This is a genomic window from Enterobacter sp. BNK-18, assembly GCF_047456135.1.
GTDB lineage: Bacteria > Pseudomonadota > Gammaproteobacteria > Enterobacterales > Enterobacteriaceae > Enterobacter > Enterobacter ludwigii.
Map to the genome: position 1 here is coordinate 4,169,883 of NZ_CP179899.1, position 20,224 is coordinate 4,190,106.

A 20,224-nucleotide genomic window follows, 5' to 3' on the forward strand; every position below is an offset into this window, starting at 1 on the left:
ACGGCATTAACACGGTGGAAAGAAATGGCAGTAAATATATCGAATATTTTATTGCAGCAAATTGCTACGCACCTCCATTTCGGATAAGGTGAAGCGACACATTGTTATTTATCTCCTGACTTCCCCGTCATCCATATCTTATGGCGGTGACGCATTACCTCTCTTTTTAGGTGGGTAAATAATGATGATATATCCTGAAGTTTCTTAAAAATGGGCCAGGCTTTTATCTTTTGGCTGTCATGCCAGAGGGGAAGCTTTACACGCCATGCAAGGATAGCGATTTATTTCTGATTATCTTCAATCAGTTATATTTCGGTGAACATGTTTTCCACACGTGATCATATAAGCCTGAACAACATAATTAAAACCAGTGGCTTAATAAAAGTAATAAATTTGCGTTAAGGAAAGGCTTTTATCATGCACACACAGACCATTTTTGAATTAAGCCAGGAAGCAGAGCGTTTGTTACAGCTCGCCCTGCAAAATCTTGATACGTTGAAATCAATGCCGACGGCGAAGCTAGAAAGCACCGCCGCAGCCATTACGGGTGAAAAGAACAACGTCTTACCTTTGCATTTTAGTGCGCGGGGTGTCGAAGCCCAGCAGGCTATGCTGAATAATGAATTACGGAAAATAACCCGTCTGGAAATGGTGCTGGCAATTGTGGGCACCATGAAAGCGGGGAAATCGACCACCATTAATGCCATTGTCGGAACCGAAGTGTTGCCGAACCGCAACCGCCCGATGACGGCGCTTCCGACATTGATCCGTCATACGCCGGGTCAGAAAGAGCCGGTGCTCCATTTTGCTCACGTCTCTCCTATCGATGAATTAATCCTCCTGTTACAGAAAAAGCTCTGCGATTACGATCGCGGGAAGCTGGCGCAGCGTCTGGAAATTGATAAGGACATGATTACGCTGCTGGAAAGAATTGAAAAAGGTGAGGCTTTCGAGAAGCATCACCTTGGTGCGCAGCCGATATTTCATTGTCTGAAAAGCCTTAACGACCTGGTGAGGCTCTCACAGGCGTTGGGCGTCGAGTTTCCGTTCTCTGAATATGCGGCCATCGAACACATTCCGGTGATTGAAGTGGAGTTTGTGCATCTCGCGGGTCTGGATGCCCACCTTGGGCAACTGACGCTGCTTGATACCCCCGGGCCGAATGAGGCCGGGCAACCGCATCTGCAAAAAATGCTGAGCGAGCAGTTATCTCGCGCGTCGGCGGTGTTGGCGGTGATGGATTACACCCAGCTCAAATCGATTTCCGATCAAGAGGTCCGGCAGGCCATTTCAGTCGCCGGTAAATCGGTTCCGCTGTATGCGCTGGTCAATAAATTCGATCAGAAAGATCGTAACAGCGACGATGAAGAACAGGTTAAAGCGATGATCTCCGGCACCTTAATGAAAGGGAATATTTCGCCGGGGCAAATTTATCCCGTTTCGTCGATGTGGGCGTATCTGGCGAACCGCGCCCGTTATGAGATGACTACCCACGGTCAGCTACCGGATCACAAGGAGCAGCGCTGGGTTCAGGATTTTGCCGAAGCCGCGCTGGGACGCCGCTGGCGTACGGAGGATTTGGACGACATCGACCATATTCGTCATGCTGCCGATTTGCTGTGGGAAGATTCGTTATTTGAACAGCCGATCCGCAAGCTTATTTATGCCGCCTATGCCAATGCATCGCTCTTCGCTCTGCGTTCGGCGTCGCATAAGCTGCTTAACTACGCCCAAAACGCCCGAGAGTACCTCGACTTCCGCTACCAGGGGCTGACGGTCGCTTTTGAGGCGCTGGAATTGAATATTGCGCGCCTGGAAGAGGACATGGCCCTGCTGCATACGCGTCAACGCGTGGTGAGCGACGAAGTGAAGCATGAAGTGGAGCAGGCGCTTAACGCCACCGCTGACTTTATGATGTCGCAGAATACTTCACTCCAGCAGGCAATTAGCCATGTGTTTAGCGCCCGCTCTGTTCTCGACCTGGCGGGCATCGAACCGCGGGATCTTCGCCGTGACGAGCCGCAGGCGCTGAAACAGCTGGTATTGGATGATGAAGGACAGGCGCAAATTGCGCTGAGTAAAATCCGCTCCTCCTGCGAGCTGATCATGCTGGATGCGCAGACGAAGATCGGCCGGGAGCTGGCGTTACGCTTCGATCAACTGGAGTCGACGCTGGCGCGCTCGCTGAATGAAGCCATGCGGCCAATCGAAACGCGTATTAAAGAACAACTCAGCCATGCGGGTTTTCGCGCGCGGATAAGCTTCCCGGCGTTTCAGGCGCATCAACTTAACTTCAACACCCGGGCGCTGTTTAACGATGCCATTGCGCAGGACCACCGCCCGGCAGGCCAGCCAGCGGGCGCGGCGAGCATGCGTGAAACCGTCTCTCGCTGGCTGAATAACCCGGGCTGGGGCTGGGAAGATTATGTTGTTGCACGCACACGCTATGTCATTGACATTGAACAGCTGCATGAAAAATTCAAGCAGCATATCGATCAGTTCTGTGAACAAATCCGTAAAGCTTTGACCGCCCAGGTCGATGTCTCTGTTACGGCGGGGATGGCAACGTTCTTTGCGGAATTTTCGTTATGCCTGACCGGGTTACAGGAAAGTTTGCGTGATAGCCTCGCAGTACGTCAGCAAAATGAGCATTCGACCCGAGCGCTCAGCCAGCTGTTAAAGCAAAGTATCACGACTGCGACGTGGATACAGGAAGATACCCGACTGTTACGCGATGATATTCAAACCCTATTCGCGGCAGAACAACCATGACAACACAACTACTGGACGGCCCCGGGCGAACGCTGGAGTGTATTCATCCAAAATTTATGGTCGATCTGGTTCAGGGGGTAGACGCGGCGCGTCATCCCCACCCGGGACCACAACAGCTGCAGTTTCGTGAGCGTTTGACCCAGGAGATCATGACGCATACCCGGCTACGGCCCTGGGCGATGGCGGGTATGCTTAATGAAAATGCGGCGCTGCGCCTGGGGCTGGCGGAAAAGCTGGCCGGTATGCTTGACCCCGGGCACCTTGCGCTGACGCTGATGGCAGACAAATTGATTGCGCTGCGTCAGCAGACTAACCCGCGGGCCCAGCAATCGCCCGGCCTGATTCAGCAGTACGCTGAGCTTTCCGCTCATTTTACGCAACGAGCCGCCTATAAAGAGAAGGCGCTCTCCCAGCGAGGGCTGACGGTGCAGGCGGGTGAGCACAGTGAACAAATTTTTACCCGCTGGCGAGCCGGTCACTACGATGGCTGGTCGCTGGCCGGGCGTTGCTATGTCGTCCTGGAAGAGCTGCGCTGGGGCGCATTTGGTGATGCCTGTCGCCTGGCGAATGAAGACGTGGCGGCGATGCTCAAGGATAACTTACGCAGTATGGCGGCAAACTATCTTGCGCAGGGCATCAACGCTTCTCCTTCCACCCGCCATTTCTACCATCAGTGGCTGACAACGCCCGCGTCGCGGGGATTGATAGATCATAAAGACATGCTCGGCTGGCTGGGCGACTGGTGTCAGGCGGATAACCATCCGGTGAGCTGGTCGGTGACGCAAAGCTGGCACACTGTCGCGCTGGGTATGCCGAGGTTGTGCTCGGCAAAACGGCTTGTGGATGGGATGGTGGAAGAGATTTTTGGTGGCTGAAATCCCCCTCTCACCGGGAGGGGGAGCACCGGTTAGTGGTGTGTTTCAACAGGCTTAGGCTCTGTCTGAACCTCAGCAACATGTCCGACACGTTTTGCATACAGTGCGGTGATGATGGGAACCAGAATCGCGGTCACAATCACGCTGGCTGCAACCAGTGCCGTCGCGGACGCGGCCACCGGTTCAAAAGCCGGGTTAATCTGCGCAATGATTACCGGGTTGGCCACGGCTGCACCTGCGGCTGAAGAGGCGGCGATCCCCGCCGTTCCGTTTCCTCCCCCAATGACCCGGTCGGCAATAATCAGCGGAATACCGGTGATGATGATCACCGCCACGCCCAGCACGATACCCAGCAGACCCGTATCGAGGATGACATTCAGGTTGATGGTGTTACCCAGCGCAAAACCGAAGAACGGGATCAGCACCGGCGTGGCTTTGCTGAAGAAATCACGCAGATCGTGATCCAGGTTACCCAGAGCAAAACCGATCAGGAAGGGCAGGATCGCGCCGATAAAGTGGTGGGGTTCAAAGGACGCCAGGCCAGCAGAGCCCAGAATCAGCATGGTCATCAGCGGACCGGACTCCAGAGACATCAGGACAAATGCACCTGACTCTTCTTTGGTGCCGTACTGGTTCATCAGACTGGCATACAAACCGCCGTTGGTCATATCCATCGCAGAGACAATTGCCAGAACCGATAATCCGGCGAAGAATCCGGTCTGAATTCCATTCTCCGGAATGAACATCGCACAGATCATTGCCACTACCCAGGCCACGGCAATTTTCGTAATCACCAGCGTGCCGGATTTCCGTAATACGGTGCCTGTTGCCCGTAAATTAATTGAGGCGCCGATACAAAAGAACCAGACGGCCAGAATGGGAACGGTGCCCGTAATCATCCCTTTTGTGAACCCGCCAAAATAAGCGCCGGTTTCAGGAGCCAGGGTATTCAGGATAGCGCCCAGTACAAGCGGAACCAGCATCATACCGCCCGGTATGCGTTCAATCGTGGCTTTAATCTTCATAGATAACCCTCAAATCGTATCCCGCATGGCGGGCGGCAAAAACTAAAAAATAAATCAATAAATTCAATGAATTGAATGTCTTTGGGTTCGATGGTGTCATTACCCATGCAATAAAACTAAAAAAGCGATCCTGGTAAACGCGGTGCCACAGCACCGGGAACGTGGTATTCGGAATTATCATGCGATCATTGGAATGATGATTCAATGAAAATAAAACAGTGTTTTAGTTATCTGCATCACATATTGACGTAAACGTTTTAAACGCGCGTCGGAGGGTTAGAATTTATGTAAATCTGATGTGAAGTAATGGGGTTTCATTTTCCGTTGTCCGGGAAATAATGACGTGTGTGAGGATGTGTTTTTATGGCGATTGAGAACGTGCAGATTTGCGCTAATTGACAAAAACTGCAGCCAGCTGACGTAACATAAATATATGTGTGAAGTTGATCACAAATATAAACGCTGGTAGGGTAAAAAGGTCATTAACTGCCCAGGCAGGCGTCAACAGGTTCGGTTGTATCGACGTAAAACGTCAATGTAAGTAAACCTGCTACGCTTGAATAAGGCGATTCGCATGGAGCGGATCCCATGGTTCACAGATCACATACGGGACTGTGAAACGGACAGGGCCGAGTCTACGAGGATAGCTATGCTCAGAAGGAAAAAAATCAAACCCATCACGCTTCGCGACGTCACCATTATTGATGACGCCAAACTGCGCAAAGCGATCACCGCCGCCTCGCTGGGTAATGCGATGGAATGGTTCGATTTTGGTGTTTACGGCTTTGTGGCCTATGCGTTAGGTAAAGTGTTCTTCCCCGGCGCCGACCCCAGTCTGCAGATGATTGCCGCGCTGGGTACGTTCTCCGTCCCCTTCCTGATTCGCCCGCTGGGTGGTCTGTTCTTCGGTATGCTTGGCGATAAATATGGTCGCCAGAAGATCCTTGCTATCACCATTGTCATTATGTCGATCAGTACGTTCTGTATCGGCCTGATACCGTCCTATGCCAGCATCGGCATCTGGGCTCCGATTCTGCTGCTGCTTTGTAAGATGGCCCAGGGCTTCTCCGTAGGCGGTGAGTATACGGGTGCCTCTATCTTTGTCGCAGAGTATTCCCCGGACCGTAAGCGCGGCTTTATGGGAAGCTGGCTGGACTTCGGCTCGATTGCCGGGTTTGTCCTGGGTGCGGGCGTGGTGGTGCTGATTTCTACCGTCGTCGGTGAAGAGAACTTCCTCTCCTGGGGCTGGCGTATTCCGTTCTTCCTGGCGCTGCCGTTAGGGATTATCGGTCTTTACCTGCGTCATGCTCTTGAAGAAACGCCGGCGTTCCAGCAGCACGTTGAGAAGCTGGAGCAGGGCGACCGCGAAGGACTGCAGGATGGCCCGAAAGTCTCCTTTAAAGAGATTGCGACGAAGCACTGGCGCAGCCTGCTGACCTGTATTGGTCTGGTCATCTCCACGAACGTGACCTACTACATGCTGTTGACCTACATGCCGAGCTATCTGTCGCATAACCTGCACTATTCAGAAGACCACGGTGTGCTGATTATCATCGCCATCATGGTGGGTATGCTGTTTGTGCAGCCGATTATGGGGCTGTTGAGCGACCGCTTTGGCCGTCGACCGTTCATTATTCTGGGGAGTGTCGCGCTGTTTGCCCTGGCAATCCCGGCCTTTATTCTGATTAACAGTAATGTGCTGGGTCTGATTTTTGCCGGTCTGCTGATGCTGGCTGTGATCCTTAACTGCTTTATCGGGGTGATGGCGTCGACGCTGCCTGCGATGTTCCCGACACACATTCGGTACAGTGCGCTGGCGGCTGCCTTTAACATCTCGGTGCTGATTGCCGGTCTGACCCCGACGCTTGCCGCCTCGCTGGTGGAAAGTACGCAGAACCTGATGATGCCGGCTTATTACCTGATGGTTATCGCGGTGATTGGTTTGATTACCGGTATTACCATGAAGGAGACGGCGAATCGTCCTCTTAAAGGGGCCACGCCTGCGGCGTCTGATATCCAGGAAGCGAAAGAGATCCTGCGCGAACACTACGATAATGTAGAGCAGAAGATTGAAGATATTGATGCAGAGATTGAAGAGCTGCAGCAAAAACGCTCCCGCCTGGTTGACCAGCATCCACGAATCAACGAGTAATAAAAAACCCGCCGCTGGCGGGTTTTCTTTTATTAGCAGCCTGCGGCGATGTAATCGCCATTGGCGCTGATGGGGAGTACCGTCAGGAACAGCACGGTCGCGAACAGGATCAGGACTATCCCTCCGGCTATTTTAAAGACCGGAACCAGCCAGCTGAGTGAAGCCCCGCCGCCAAACCAGGCCACCGTCCGCTCTCGGGCATAACGTACCGCCAGTGAGAGGCCCATAATCGACAACGCCGTTCCCAGCGACATGGTCATGACCGCGGCCATCCCCCAGGTAACAATACCCAGCGCATTTGAAAACATCAGGATCATGATCGCCCCGCTGCACGGACGCGCACCAATCGCCAGTATGACGCCCAACCGGGTTTTCCAGTCGCCTTGCGCCAGGTCTGCACCTACACCGTGATGACCACAACCACAGTGTTCATTATGTTGATGAAGGGGCGTGATGGCTGAGATAGCCATCCGGCGAGGCCGCAGGCTTTTCAGCGCCTGGTAAATGACAAATACACCAAATGCACCGATGAGCACCGCGCTTATCTTCTCGACGTACCAGCGGCTGGTACTGATATCCCCCGATGCGAGGTTAAACCCTACCGCCAGAATAAAGACAAAGAGAATGGCGCTGACGCCCTGCATCAGGCTGCCAAGAAAAGGAACGACCCGGGCGGCCCGTTCGCTTTCTTTATTTGTCGTGAGGTAGGTCGTCACAATGAATTTCCCATGCCCCGGCCCGATGGCGTGCAACACGCCATAGAAGAAGGCGCCGGTTAATAGCCATAACCCGCCGCTGTACTGGTGGTTGTTAAGCTGGAGCAGGTACATCACCAGATAACGGTGCAGGGTAATTTGCGTGGCAAGGCACCACTGAAGAAAGGTGTTCCAGTGCGTATGCAGGGTAAACCCGGCTAAGAGGATCGCCAGCAACATGATGCCTGCTGTAGGAAGGCGCCAGTCACGCGTCAGTTGTTGTGTGGTCATGGGGTGGCCTGGTGGGGGAATATTTGTCGCTAGTATAGTTGATCTTGCCTGTTAATCCGTAGGATCGCACAGAGATCCCGCCTCAATTGTGGATAAGTCTGTGCGTAAAAGGGTATAAAGCGGGGTTTTGCTGGGGAATACAGCAGTCAGTCATCTTTTTGCAACTTTTAGGTTGCGGCCTGCTGAGAACTCCCTATAATGCGCCTCCATCGACACGGCAGATGTGAATCACTTCACAGTTAACCCGGTCGGTTGAAGAGAAAAAATCCTGAACTTCAGGGTTGACTCTGAAAGAGGAAAGCGTAATATACGCCACCTCGCGACGGTGAGCTGTAAGCCGCGTCGCAACTGCTCTTTAACAATTTATCAGACAATCTGTGTGGGCACTCAAAGTGACATGGATTCTTAACGTCCTCGGACGAAAAATGAATACCAAGTCTCTGAGTGAACATACGTAATTCATTACGAAGTTTAATTCACGAGCATCAAACTTAAATTGAAGAGTTTGATCATGGCTCAGATTGAACGCTGGCGGCAGGCCTAACACATGCAAGTCGAACGGTAGCACAGAGAGCTTGCTCTCGGGTGACGAGTGGCGGACGGGTGAGTAATGTCTGGGAAACTGCCTGATGGAGGGGGATAACTACTGGAAACGGTAGCTAATACCGCATAACGTCGCAAGACCAAAGAGGGGGACCTTCGGGCCTCTTGCCATCAGATGTGCCCAGATGGGATTAGCTAGTAGGTGGGGTAACGGCTCACCTAGGCGACGATCCCTAGCTGGTCTGAGAGGATGACCAGCCACACTGGAACTGAGACACGGTCCAGACTCCTACGGGAGGCAGCAGTGGGGAATATTGCACAATGGGCGCAAGCCTGATGCAGCCATGCCGCGTGTATGAAGAAGGCCTTCGGGTTGTAAAGTACTTTCAGCGGGGAGGAAGGTGTTGTGGTTAATAACCACAGCAATTGACGTTACCCGCAGAAGAAGCACCGGCTAACTCCGTGCCAGCAGCCGCGGTAATACGGAGGGTGCAAGCGTTAATCGGAATTACTGGGCGTAAAGCGCACGCAGGCGGTCTGTCAAGTCGGATGTGAAATCCCCGGGCTCAACCTGGGAACTGCATTCGAAACTGGCAGGCTAGAGTCTTGTAGAGGGGGGTAGAATTCCAGGTGTAGCGGTGAAATGCGTAGAGATCTGGAGGAATACCGGTGGCGAAGGCGGCCCCCTGGACAAAGACTGACGCTCAGGTGCGAAAGCGTGGGGAGCAAACAGGATTAGATACCCTGGTAGTCCACGCCGTAAACGATGTCGACTTGGAGGTTGTGCCCTTGAGGCGTGGCTTCCGGAGCTAACGCGTTAAGTCGACCGCCTGGGGAGTACGGCCGCAAGGTTAAAACTCAAATGAATTGACGGGGGCCCGCACAAGCGGTGGAGCATGTGGTTTAATTCGATGCAACGCGAAGAACCTTACCTACTCTTGACATCCAGAGAACTTAGCAGAGATGCTTTGGTGCCTTCGGGAACTCTGAGACAGGTGCTGCATGGCTGTCGTCAGCTCGTGTTGTGAAATGTTGGGTTAAGTCCCGCAACGAGCGCAACCCTTATCCTTTGTTGCCAGCGGTCCGGCCGGGAACTCAAAGGAGACTGCCAGTGATAAACTGGAGGAAGGTGGGGATGACGTCAAGTCATCATGGCCCTTACGAGTAGGGCTACACACGTGCTACAATGGCGCATACAAAGAGAAGCGAACTCGCGAGAGCAAGCGGACCTCATAAAGTGCGTCGTAGTCCGGATTGGAGTCTGCAACTCGACTCCATGAAGTCGGAATCGCTAGTAATCGTAGATCAGAATGCTACGGTGAATACGTTCCCGGGCCTTGTACACACCGCCCGTCACACCATGGGAGTGGGTTGCAAAAGAAGTAGGTAGCTTAACCTTCGGGAGGGCGCTTACCACTTTGTGATTCATGACTGGGGTGAAGTCGTAACAAGGTAACCGTAGGGGAACCTGCGGTTGGATCACCTCCTTACCTTAAAGAACCTGCCTTTGTAGTGTCCACACAGATTGTCTGATGAAAAGTAAATAGCAAGGCGTCTTGCGATTGAGACTTCAGTGTCCCCTTCGTCTAGAGGCCCAGGACACCGCCCTTTCACGGCGGTAACAGGGGTTCGAATCCCCTAGGGGACGCCACTTGCTGGTTCGTGAGTGAAAGTCACCTGCCGACATATCTCAAAACTCATCTTCGGGTGACGTTTGAGATATTTGCTCTTTAAAAATCTGGATCAAGCTGAAAATTGAAACGACACACATGTTATGTGTGTTCGAGTCTCTCAAATTTTCGCAAACCGGTGATGAATCGAAAGAAACATCTTCGGGTTGTGAGGTTAAGCGACTAAGCGTACACGGTGGATGCCCTGGCAGTCAGAGGCGATGAAGGACGTGCTAATCTGCGAAAAGCGCCGGCGAGGTGATATGAACCTTTGACCCGGCGATGTCCGAATGGGGAAACCCAGTGTGATCCGTCACACTATCGTTAACTGAATACATAGGTTAACGAGGCGAACCGGGGGAACTGAAACATCTAAGTACCCCGAGGAAAAGAAATCAACCGAGATTCCCCCAGTAGCGGCGAGCGAACGGGGAGCAGCCCAGAGTCTGAATCAGCTTGTGTGTTAGTGGAAGCGTCTGGAAAGTCGCACGGTACAGGGTGAAAGTCCCGTACACGAAAGCACACAGGTTGTGAACTCGAAGAGTAGGGCGGGACACGTGGTATCCTGTCTGAATATGGGGGGACCATCCTCCAAGGCTAAATACTCCTGACTGACCGATAGTGAACCAGTACCGTGAGGGAAAGGCGAAAAGAACCCCGGCGAGGGGAGTGAAAAAGAACCTGAAACCGTGTACGTACAAGCAGTGGGAGCCTCTTTTATGGGGTGACTGCGTACCTTTTGTATAATGGGTCAGCGACTTATATTCTGTAGCAAGGTTAACCGTATAGGGGAGCCGAAGGGAAACCGAGTCTTAACTGGGCGTTAAGTTGCAGGGTATAGACCCGAAACCCGGTGATCTAGCCATGGGCAGGTTGAAGGTTGGGTAACACTAACTGGAGGACCGAACCGACTAATGTTGAAAAATTAGCGGATGACTTGTGGCTGGGGGTGAAAGGCCAATCAAACCGGGAGATAGCTGGTTCTCCCCGAAAGCTATTTAGGTAGCGCCTCGTGAACTCATCTTCGGGGGTAGAGCACTGTTTCGGCTAGGGGGCCATCCCGGCTTACCAACCCGATGCAAACTACGAATACCGAAGAATGTTATCACGGGAGACACACGGCGGGTGCTAACGTCCGTCGTGAAGAGGGAAACAACCCAGACCGCCAGCTAAGGTCCCAAAGTCATGGTTAAGTGGGAAACGATGTGGGAAGGCACAGACAGCCAGGATGTTGGCTTAGAAGCAGCCATCATTTAAAGAAAGCGTAATAGCTCACTGGTCGAGTCGGCCTGCGCGGAAGATGTAACGGGGCTAAACCATGCACCGAAGCTGCGGCAGCGACACTATGTGTTGTTGGGTAGGGGAGCGTTCTGTAAGCCGTTGAAGGTGTCCTGTGAGGGGTGCTGGAGGTATCAGAAGTGCGAATGCTGACATAAGTAACGATAAAGCGGGTGAAAAGCCCGCTCGCCGGAAGACCAAGGGTTCCTGTCCAACGTTAATCGGGGCAGGGTGAGTCGACCCCTAAGGCGAGGCCGAAAGGCGTAGTCGATGGGAAACAGGTTAATATTCCTGTACTTGGTGTTACTGCGAAGGGGGGACGGAGAAGGCTATGTTAGCCGGGCGACGGTTGTCCCGGTTTAAGCATGTAGGCGGAACGATTAGGTAAATCCGGTCGTTTATTAACGCTGAGGTGTGATGACGAGGCACTACGGTGCTGAAGTAACAAATGCCCTGCTTCCAGGAAAAGCCTCTAAGCATCAGGTAACATCAAATCGTACCCCAAACCGACACAGGTGGTCAGGTAGAGAATACCAAGGCGCTTGAGAGAACTCGGGTGAAGGAACTAGGCAAAATGGTGCCGTAACTTCGGGAGAAGGCACGCTGATATGTAGGTGAAGCCCCTGCGGGTGGAGCTGAAATCAGTCGAAGATACCAGCTGGCTGCAACTGTTTATTAAAAACACAGCACTGTGCAAACACGAAAGTGGACGTATACGGTGTGACGCCTGCCCGGTGCCGGAAGGTTAATTGATGGGGTTAGCGGCAACGCGAAGCTCTTGATCGAAGCCCCGGTAAACGGCGGCCGTAACTATAACGGTCCTAAGGTAGCGAAATTCCTTGTCGGGTAAGTTCCGACCTGCACGAATGGCGTAATGATGGCCAGGCTGTCTCCACCCGAGACTCAGTGAAATTGAACTCGCTGTGAAGATGCAGTGTACCCGCGGCAAGACGGAAAGACCCCGTGAACCTTTACTATAGCTTGACACTGAACACTGGTCCTTGATGTGTAGGATAGGTGGGAGGCTTTGAAGCGTGGACGCCAGTCTGCGTGGAGCCAACCTTGAAATACCACCCTTTAATGGCTGGTGTTCTAACGTAGACCCGTAATCCGGGTTGCGGACAGTGTCTGGTGGGTAGTTTGACTGGGGCGGTCTCCTCCCAAAGAGTAACGGAGGAGCACGAAGGTTAGCTAATCCTGGTCGGACATCAGGAGGTTAGTGCAATGGCATAAGCTAGCTTGACTGCGAGAGTGACGGCTCGAGCAGGTGCGAAAGCAGGTCATAGTGATCCGGTGGTTCTGAATGGAAGGGCCATCGCTCAACGGATAAAAGGTACTCCGGGGATAACAGGCTGATACCGCCCAAGAGTTCATATCGACGGCGGTGTTTGGCACCTCGATGTCGGCTCATCACATCCTGGGGCTGAAGTAGGTCCCAAGGGTATGGCTGTTCGCCATTTAAAGTGGTACGCGAGCTGGGTTTAGAACGTCGTGAGACAGTTCGGTCCCTATCTGCCGTGGGCGCTGGAGAATTGAGGGGGGCTGCTCCTAGTACGAGAGGACCGGAGTGGACGCATCACTGGTGTTCGGGTTGTCATGCCAATGGCACTGCCCGGTAGCTAAATGCGGAAGAGATAAGTGCTGAAAGCATCTAAGCACGAAACTTGCCCCGAGATGAGTTCTCCCTGAGACTTTAAGTCTCCTGAAGGAACGTTGAAGACTACGACGTTGATAGGTCGGGTGTGTAAGCGCAGCGATGCGTTGAGCTAACCGATACTAATGAACCGTGAGGCTTAACCTTACAACGCCGAAGATGTTTTGGCGGTGAGAGACGATTTTCAGCTGATACAGATAACAGAATTTGCCTGGCGGCTTTAGCGCGGTGGTCCCACCTGACCCCATGCCGAACTCAGAAGTGAAACGCCGTAGCGCCGATGGTAGTGTGGGGTCTCCCCATGTGAGAGTAGGGAACTGCCAGGCATCAATTAAAAGAACCCCGTACCGTATGGTGCGGGGTTTTTTGCTTTGGGGCGCGAAATACACATCTGAATGCCCCAAAGAGTGCCGCCAGACAAGGCGAAGCCACGATACGGTAACCCCAAACCCCATCATCTCTCTTCAGGATTCCCCAACCACTTCAGATCAGTACGGAATTTAGCGTGCACAGGACCATTTTAAGCGCCATGAAATACTGCAGGAACAGGTTTACGAGGATGTGACCAGAGAGTGGTTATAGGAGAGTTTATCAGACGTAGAAAAGCAAAAACCCAGCCATAGGCTGGGTTCTTTAAATAGTGGTGCCCGGACTCGGAATCGAACCAAGGACACGGGGATTTTCAATCCCCTGCTCTACCGACTGAGCTATCCGGGCAACGGAGCGCATTAAACCGCAATCGCGCCTGATCGTCAACACTATTTCGGGAAAAGCCGTTCAACTGCTTAACTTTGCGGCAATCTGACGGTTTACGCGCCGAACAGGTCAAATTCTTCAGACAGATTACGTCAGCGCACCACCCATACGACACTGCGCAAAACGTAGGATATCTTCGGCCAGACGGTGTGCTGTATCCACATCGGCCTGGCTGCGGTTTACCAGCATGCGGCTCAGGCAACCTTCCAGTACCAGCTCCATCTGCTTAGCGACCATCGCCGGGTCATCCACTTCGAGCGTGGTCAGCAGTTCGTGCGTGAAATCATGCGCCGCCCGCTTTTGCTGATCCGCCAGTTGATGGATAGGATGGCCGGGGTCAGGGTAGAAGGTGCAGGCGGCAATAAACAGGCAACCCGGATAACGGTTGTTGCTTACGCATTCGCTCAGGGCGGTATAACGCGCCAGCAGCTTTTGCTCCGCAGTCAGTTCTGCATTTAACATCAGCTGTCTGCGCCAGACATCAACCTGCTGGCTGAGATAACGCAGGGCATCGTAAAGCAGCGCCTCTTTATCCGGCCAGAAGCGCATGAGTTCATCCAGAGGATAATCAATACGGTCGGCTACCATCTCAAGCGTGGTGCTGGCGATCCCTTGAATCTCAAGTAATTGCAGGGCTTGTCCCAGTACGTCTTCGCGTTGCACGGTTATCTCCTCCGTTATTCCCAACGGTTTGTCCCGTTTCAAGTGTTGTTTACGGTTGGCGATTGCGCAAATGCGCGCTGAATGCCGTCGCGTCCATAAACCCGGTTACACGCTGTGCGGGCTGCTCCTGGCCCTGTTCATTGAAGAACAGAATGGTTGGCAGACCCAGCACGTTAAGTTGCTTCAGCAGTGCCTTATCCGCTGTACTGTTGGCGGTGACGTTCGCCTGGAGCAGAACCGTCTCTTTCAGTGCACTTTGCACCTGCGGATCGCTAAACGTGTACTTTTCGAATTCTTTACAGGCGACACACCAGTCCGCATACAGATCCAGCATGACCGGTTTGCCTTTCGCCTGCGCCAGCGCGCTGTTGAGTTCATCCACGTTCTTTATCTGGATGAAGTTCAAATGCGCCTGTGTTTGTCCCGCAGGTGTGCCAAATGCCCAGTCCTGCAGTGGCCGTACGCTCACCAGCGCGGCGGCGAGCAGGAGGATTTGCACCAGACGCATCCACGGCTTTTTCGCTGCCAGGCTTGTGATAAACGCCCAACAGAAGAAGGCAACACCGAGCATTGCCCACAGGCGCATCCCCCAGACGTCGCCGATAATACGCTCGAGCAAGAACACCGGCAGCGCCAGAATGACAAAACCAAACGCGGTTTTCACCGTCTCCATCCACGGGCCGCTCTTGGGCAGCAGACGGTTGCCAAATACCGTTACCAGAATCAATGGCAGACCCATTCCCAGCGCGTAGAGATACAACGTACCACCGCCGAGCCACATGTTACCGCTCTGGGCAATATACAGCAGGATCGCGCTCAGTGGCGCGGTAGTGCACGGTGAGCAAATCAACCCGGCGATGGCACCCATCACGAACACGCCGCCCGGGGAGCCACCCTGCTGACGGTTACTCATCAGCGTTAAGCGAGTCTGCAACGCGGACGGCAGCTGTAGGGTGAACAAACCAAACATCGACAGCGCCAGCAGAATAAATACGATCGACAGGCCAGCCAGCACATAAGGGTGCTGAAGTGCAGCCTGGAACTGCAGTCCGGCAGCAGCAACCACGAGGCCCAGTGCGGTGTAGGTTAACGCCATACCCTGCACGTAGATAAAGGCCAGCAGCAGGGCGCGTGCGGTTGAAAGGCGTTGCTTACCGCCGAGGACAATCCCGGAGATAAGCGGATACATGGGCAGCACGCACGGCGTGAAGGCGATGCCGATACCAATCAGTAAAGCCCACAAGGCGGAGAAGGGCAGCGCTGTGCGACCGTCGTCCTTCACCCCGGTGCTCTCCCCTGCGGGAAGAGCAGGCATACTGGCGGCCGCTTTAACTTCGCTCAGCGGAATGACTTTGGTTTCCGGCGGATAGCAGAAGCCCGCGTCGGCACAGCCCTGATACGTGACGGTCACGGTGGCGCCTTTATCGGCCTGATTGACCGTCACGGGCACGCTTAACCGCTGGCGATAGATTTCACTTTTGCCGAAAAACTCGTCCTCATGCCACTCGCCCGCAGGCATCTGAAGTGGGCCTACCTTTGCCTGAGCAGGCGTGATGCTGACCTGCTTGCGATAGAGGTAATACCCCTCTTTTATCTGCCAGGTAAGATTCAGGTCATGCTGGTCTTGCTGAAAATCGAAAACAAATGCCTGGTCGGCAGAAATAACGTTCGAACGGCCGGGAGCGTCAAATAACCCGGCAAAAACTGATGTGCTGCACAGCAGCAGGATCAGCGTAAGGAAGCGTTGAGCCATGAGAGATAATCGTTGTCGCCGTGGACCACTGACAATACCAGCAGTTCGGGGGTTTGATAAGGATGATGAGATTTGAGGCAGTCCAGGAGTGCCTGCTGGTTCGCCAGATTGGTTTTGAGCAACATCTGGACTTCGTACTCCTGCTCCAGTTTACCTTCCCAGTAGTAAAGGGAGGTGGCGCCAGGAAGGAGCGTCACGCAGGCTGCCAGTTTTTCGGCCAGCACTTTGGCGGCGAGATCCTGGGCAGAGGCTTCATCAGGGGCGGTACAAAGGACAACAACAGCATCAGGCGTGTTCACAAGTCGACCTCCTCATCACGAAAGTCTTCACTATATCACGCAAGGCTATTGGTCATTAATGAAACGGGCCGCAGAGCGGCCCGTTTTTAACTATTTTTACAACCCATCATTGTTTACAGCACGATGCCGCCAATGATAAAGCCGAGGATCACGCACAGCGAGATAGCCACCACGCCCGGGATCAGGAACGCATGGTTAAACACGTACTTACCGATGCGAGTCGAGCCAGTGTCATCCATCTCAACCGCCGCCAGCAGGGTTGGGTAGGTGGGTAAAACGAACAGTGCAGAAACGGCAGCAAACGAGGCAATAGCCGTCAGCGGGGTAACTCCCAGCATCAGTGCCGCAGGCATCAGGGCTTTGGTGGTGGCCGCCTGAGAGTAAAGCAGGGTTGCGGCAAAGAACAGCACCACAGCCAGGAGCCACGGATAGTTGTGCAGCAGGTCGCCCGCAACGGTCTGGATATCGCTGATGTGAGCTTTCACGAAGGTATCACCAAGCCAGGCCACACCCAGTACACACACGCAGGCGCTCATACCGGATTTAAAGGTGCTGGCGTTGAGCACTTCGCTGGTGTCGATTTTACAGGTGATGCTGATCAGCGTAGCGATAGTCAGCATGAATACCACAATCGCTTCGTTACGCGGCAGGACCGGGTTTTGGATCAGACCCACGGTGTCACTGATGGCGGTTGCGTAGAACATGACCGCAACGATACCGATCAGGAACAGCAAGACAGAGCGTTTTGCATGCGGCTTCAGTTCGAAGACCTGGCTACCACGCAGTTTCACTTCACCTTTTGCCAGACGCTCCTGATAAACCGGATCGTCTTTCAGTTCGGCGCCGAGGAAGTTACACAGCACGGCGGTGATCATCACTGCAATCAGCGTCACCGGAATACAGATGGCCAGCAGCGTCAGGTAACTCACGCCCATAGGCTCAAGGATACCGGCGAAGAAGACCACCGCAGCGGAGATAGGTGATGCGGTAATCGCAATCTGGGACGCGACCACGGCAATCGAGAGGGGACGAGACGGACGGATGCCCTGCTCTTTCGCCACTTCGGTAATGACCGGCAGCGTGGAGAAGGCGGTGTGGCCAGTACCGGCGAGAATGGTCATAAACCACGTCACCAGCGGGGCAAGGAAGGTAATGTATTTTGGATGGCGGCGTAACATACGCTCCGCCAGGCTCACCAGGTAGTCCATACCGCCTGCCACCTGCATGGCTGCGATAGCGGCAATAACCGCCATGATGATTTCGATAACGTCAAAAGGGATTGCGCCGGGTTTAATCTGAAAGATAAGGGTAAGTACGAGCACCCCGAGACCGCCGGCAAAACCAATGCCGATACCCCCGAGTCTTGCTCCCAAATAAATCGCCAACAGGACGATGACGAGTTCTGCTCCAAACATAAGGACCTGCCTTGCTTATTAACAAGTTGATATTGAATTGTTGTATTTTGGTAACGCCTATAAAGAAAAAAGGCACGTCACAAGTGACGTGCCTTAAGGAAGCCTAGCCTGAACTGCTACTGTTCGCTTTCATCGGTATATCGTTTCGCTTTGTATGCCGGGTGCATCAGGTTCTGGGCCGAGAAGATATCGTCCAGCTCGGCTTCGGTCAACAGTCCACGTTCCAGAACGACTTCACGCACGCTCTTACCTGTTTCGGCGCAAATCTTACCGACGATGTCGCCGTTATGGTGGCCGATGAACGGGTTGAGGTAGGTGACGATGCCGATGGAGTTGTAGACATACCCTTCACAAACTTCTTTGTTCGCGGTGATGCCGTTAACGCATTTCTCCAGCAGGTTGTAGCAGGCGTTGGTCAGAATGTGGATGGATTCAAACATTGCCTGGCCGATGACCGGCTCCATGACGTTCAGCTGCAGCTGGCCGGCTTCAGAGGCCATGGTCACGGTTGTATCGTTACCGATGACTTTAAAGCAGACCTGGTTCACCACTTCTGGCACTACCGGGTTCACTTTCGCCGGCATGATGGACGAACCGGCCTGCAGCTCTGGCAGGTTGATTTCATTCAGGCCAGCGCGTGGGCCGGAAGAGAGCAGGCGCAGGTCATTACAGATTTTGGAGAGTTTCACCGCCAGACGTTTCAGGGCGCTGTGAACCATAACGTACGCGCCGCAGTCGGAGGTGGCTTCAATCAGATCTTCTGCAGGCACAACCGGCAGGTTAGAGACTTCAGCCAGCTTCTGTACCGCCAGCTGCTGGTAACCGTCCGGCGTATTCAGACGCGTGCCGATGGCGGTTGCGCCCAGGTTCACTTCCAGCAGCAGCTCGGAGGTGCGCAGCAGGTTTTTAGTTTCTTCGTTAAGCAGCACGTTAAACGCGTGGAATTCCTGACCGAGGGTCATCGGAACCGCGTCCTGCAGCTGGGTACGACCCATTTTCAGGATGTCCTGGAACTCAACGGCTTTGCGCTGGAAGCCATCACCCAGCTGATTAATGGCGTCCACCAGTTTCACCACGGAGGCATACACCGCGATACGGAAGCCGGTTGGGTAGGCGTCGTTAGTGGACTGACATTTATTAACGTGGTCGTTCGGATTCAGATACTGGTATTCACCTTTCTGATGACCCATCAGCTCCAGGCCGATGTTTGCCAGTACTTCATTGGTGTTCATGTTGACGGAGGTACCCGCGCCGCCCTGATAGACATCGACCGGGAACTGATCCATGCATTTGCCGTTGTTCAGCACTTCATCGCAGGCAGCGATAATCGCATTTGCCGCGCTTTTTGGAATGGTTTGCAGCTCTTTATTGGCCAGTGCTGCGGCTTTTTTCACCATCACCATGCCACGTACAAATTCAGGGATGTCGCTGATTTTGTTGTTGCTGATGTAGAAGTTTTCAATCGCTCTCAGAGTGTGAACACCATAGTAGGCATCCGCTGGAACTTCCCTGGTACCCAACAAGTCTTCTTCGATACGAATGTTGTTTAACATGTGAACCTTCTTTTCAAGCTGCCGATGGATTGTACTAAACACACAGTATTTATGTGGTTTTGAATATTTTCTGACCGACGATTATTCCCTCAATCAGCCAGATGTTCGAGATCATATGCTGATGATAGCGAATTGCCGTAATCTGGATCACTTATTATCGACCCGATTCCATGATAATTATTAATCTGTGAAATGAGTCACCGCTTTAAAATTTCCAGAAAAAATATCCGTGCAAACCGATTGAATTTTGGCTAACCGTCACCATTTCTTACAGACGCGTTTCGCGAACACATTCAGACAGGGGCCTGAGGGCACCTGCCACACAGGAGATGCCAGTGCGCTGGGTACCATTTATTGCTTTCTTTCTCTATGTTTACATCGAGATTTCAATTTTTATCCAGGTCGCCCATGTACTGGGTGTCCTGTTAACGCTGATTCTGGTGATTTTCACTTCGGTGATCGGCATGTCGCTGGTGCGTAATCAGGGTTTCAAAAATTTCCTGATAATGCAGCAGAAGATGGCCGCAGGCGAAAGCCCGGCCGCAGAGATGATCAAAAGCGTCTCGCTGATTATTGCTGGCCTGCTGCTGATCCTGCCGGGGTTCTTCACTGACTTCCTCGGCCTGCTGCTGCTTCTGCCACCGGTGCAAAAACACCTGACCATGAAGCTACTGCCGCATCTGCGTTTTAGCCGTATGCCGGGCGGTGGCTTCAGTACAGGGCCGGGGGATACTTTCGAAGGGGAGTATCAGCGTAAAGATGATCAGCGCGACCGTTTAGACCATAAAGACGATCGGTAAAAGAGGCCAGGCCCGGTAAGCGAATCGCTA

General features: G+C 53.2%; 11 protein-coding genes, 2 tRNA genes and 3 rRNA genes. 8 read left to right on the forward strand and 8 right to left on the reverse strand.

Annotated features, from left to right (window positions below; translation table 11 throughout):
* Nucleotides 1-417: 417 nt before the first annotated feature.
* Together crfC and ACMGG3_RS20045 are read left to right on the forward strand one after the other, a co-directional pair.
* Nucleotides 418-2,772 (forward strand): clamp-binding protein CrfC, encoded by a 2,355-nt coding sequence (gene crfC / locus ACMGG3_RS20040; RefSeq protein WP_020882809.1) that lies wholly within the window; start codon nucleotides 418-420, stop codon nucleotides 2,770-2,772.
* Nucleotides 2,769-3,647, forward strand: coding sequence for a diguanylate cyclase regulator RdcB family protein (locus ACMGG3_RS20045; protein WP_414149400.1), 879 nt, complete (start codon nucleotides 2,769-2,771; stop codon nucleotides 3,645-3,647). Before crfC ends, ACMGG3_RS20045 begins: the two co-directional genes overlap by 4 nt.
* A 32-nt stretch (nucleotides 3,648-3,679) precedes the next feature.
* Here the strand turns inward: ACMGG3_RS20045 and kdgT are convergent, their stop codons facing one another.
* Entirely contained in the window at nucleotides 3,680-4,672 is a 993-nt protein-coding gene (gene kdgT / locus ACMGG3_RS20050) for a 2-keto-3-deoxygluconate transporter (protein WP_014168273.1), read from the reverse strand.
* A 649-nt stretch (nucleotides 4,673-5,321) separates the two neighbouring features.
* Here kdgT and proP point away from each other — a divergent pair.
* The gene (proP, locus tag ACMGG3_RS20055; protein ID WP_020882807.1) at nucleotides 5,322-6,824 is read left to right on the forward strand and encodes a glycine betaine/L-proline transporter ProP; all 1,503 of its coding nucleotides are present in this window, start codon (nucleotides 5,322-5,324) and stop codon (nucleotides 6,822-6,824) included.
* Between the two features lie 32 nt (nucleotides 6,825-6,856).
* On the opposite strand, the gene ACMGG3_RS20060 is transcribed toward proP, so the two are convergent.
* Nucleotides 6,857-7,810 carry a nickel/cobalt transporter gene (locus ACMGG3_RS20060; RefSeq protein WP_025206367.1) on the reverse strand — a complete coding sequence of 318 codons (954 nt, stop codon included), beginning with the start codon at nucleotides 7,808-7,810 and terminating at the stop codon, nucleotides 6,857-6,859.
* A gap of 493 nt (nucleotides 7,811-8,303) precedes the next feature.
* Between ACMGG3_RS20060 and ACMGG3_RS20065 the strand changes: the two genes are divergently transcribed.
* The 4 genes from ACMGG3_RS20065 (at nucleotide 8,304) to rrf (ending at nucleotide 13,281) form a co-directional block, all read left to right on the forward strand.
* Nucleotides 8,304-9,843 (forward strand): 16S ribosomal RNA (locus ACMGG3_RS20065).
* Nucleotides 9,844-9,928: 85 nt separating this feature from the next.
* A tRNA-Glu gene (locus ACMGG3_RS20070) sits at nucleotides 9,929-10,004 on the forward strand.
* A 192-nt stretch (nucleotides 10,005-10,196) separates the two neighbouring features.
* Nucleotides 10,197-13,102, forward strand: a 23S ribosomal RNA gene (locus tag ACMGG3_RS20075).
* Nucleotides 13,103-13,165: 63 nt separating this feature from the next.
* A 5S ribosomal RNA gene (rrf, locus tag ACMGG3_RS20080) occupies nucleotides 13,166-13,281 on the forward strand.
* The 16S, 23S and 5S rRNA genes sit together here with 1 tRNA gene alongside, the layout of an rRNA operon.
* A 315-nt stretch (nucleotides 13,282-13,596) precedes the next feature.
* Here the strand turns inward: rrf and ACMGG3_RS20085 are convergent.
* From ACMGG3_RS20085 to aspA, 6 genes are all read right to left on the reverse strand, one after another.
* A tRNA-Phe gene (locus ACMGG3_RS20085) sits at nucleotides 13,597-13,672 on the reverse strand.
* A 126-nt stretch (nucleotides 13,673-13,798) separates the two neighbouring features.
* The gene (locus tag ACMGG3_RS20090; protein ID WP_041162383.1) at nucleotides 13,799-14,374 is read right to left on the reverse strand and encodes a transcriptional regulator; all 576 of its coding nucleotides are present in this window, start codon (nucleotides 14,372-14,374) and stop codon (nucleotides 13,799-13,801) included.
* A gap of 49 nt (nucleotides 14,375-14,423) precedes the next feature.
* Nucleotides 14,424-16,127, reverse strand: coding sequence for a protein-disulfide reductase DsbD (locus ACMGG3_RS20095; RefSeq protein ID WP_262105246.1), 1,704 nt, complete (start codon nucleotides 16,125-16,127; stop codon nucleotides 14,424-14,426).
* Nucleotides 16,103-16,426 carry a divalent cation tolerance protein CutA gene (gene cutA / locus ACMGG3_RS20100; protein ID WP_044857998.1) on the reverse strand — a complete coding sequence of 108 codons (324 nt, stop codon included), beginning with the start codon at nucleotides 16,424-16,426 and terminating at the stop codon, nucleotides 16,103-16,105. The genes ACMGG3_RS20095 and cutA overlap by 25 nt, the downstream gene beginning before the upstream one ends.
* Nucleotides 16,427-16,539: 113 nt before the next feature.
* The gene (locus ACMGG3_RS20105; RefSeq protein ID WP_006178930.1) at nucleotides 16,540-17,841 is read right to left on the reverse strand and encodes an anaerobic C4-dicarboxylate transporter; all 1,302 of its coding nucleotides are present in this window, start codon (nucleotides 17,839-17,841) and stop codon (nucleotides 16,540-16,542) included.
* Between the two features lie 116 nt (nucleotides 17,842-17,957).
* Nucleotides 17,958-19,394 (reverse strand): aspartate ammonia-lyase, encoded by a 1,437-nt coding sequence (gene aspA / locus ACMGG3_RS20110; protein WP_020882968.1) that lies wholly within the window; start codon nucleotides 19,392-19,394, stop codon nucleotides 17,958-17,960.
* Nucleotides 19,395-19,729: 335 nt separating this feature from the next.
* Between aspA and ACMGG3_RS20115 the strand changes: the two genes are divergently transcribed.
* Nucleotides 19,730-20,194 carry an FxsA family protein gene (locus ACMGG3_RS20115; protein ID WP_047743126.1) on the forward strand — a complete coding sequence of 155 codons (465 nt, stop codon included), beginning with the start codon at nucleotides 19,730-19,732 and terminating at the stop codon, nucleotides 20,192-20,194.
* The last annotated feature ends 30 nt before the right edge of the window (nucleotides 20,195-20,224 follow it).

Bases quoted from the DNA above. Each gene is read 5' to 3' on its own strand.
- crfC (WP_020882809.1), top strand. From the start codon at position 418: ATGCACACACAGACCATTTTTGAATTAAGCCAGGAAGCAGAGCGTTTG.
- ACMGG3_RS20095 (WP_262105246.1), bottom strand. From the start codon at position 16,127: ATGGCTCAACGCTTCCTTACGCTGATCCTGCTGCTGTGCAGCACATCA.
- ACMGG3_RS20045 (WP_414149400.1), top strand. From the start codon at position 2,769: ATGACAACACAACTACTGGACGGCCCCGGGCGAACGCTGGAGTGTATT.
- kdgT (WP_014168273.1), bottom strand. From the start codon at position 4,672: ATGAAGATTAAAGCCACGATTGAACGCATACCGGGCGGTATGATGCTG.
- aspA (WP_020882968.1), bottom strand. From the start codon at position 19,394: ATGTTAAACAACATTCGTATCGAAGAAGACTTGTTGGGTACCAGGGAA.
- ACMGG3_RS20105 (WP_006178930.1), bottom strand. From the start codon at position 17,841: ATGTTTGGAGCAGAACTCGTCATCGTCCTGTTGGCGATTTATTTGGGA.
- proP (WP_020882807.1), top strand. From the start codon at position 5,322: ATGCTCAGAAGGAAAAAAATCAAACCCATCACGCTTCGCGACGTCACC.
- ACMGG3_RS20060 (WP_025206367.1), bottom strand. From the start codon at position 7,810: ATGACCACACAACAACTGACGCGTGACTGGCGCCTTCCTACAGCAGGC.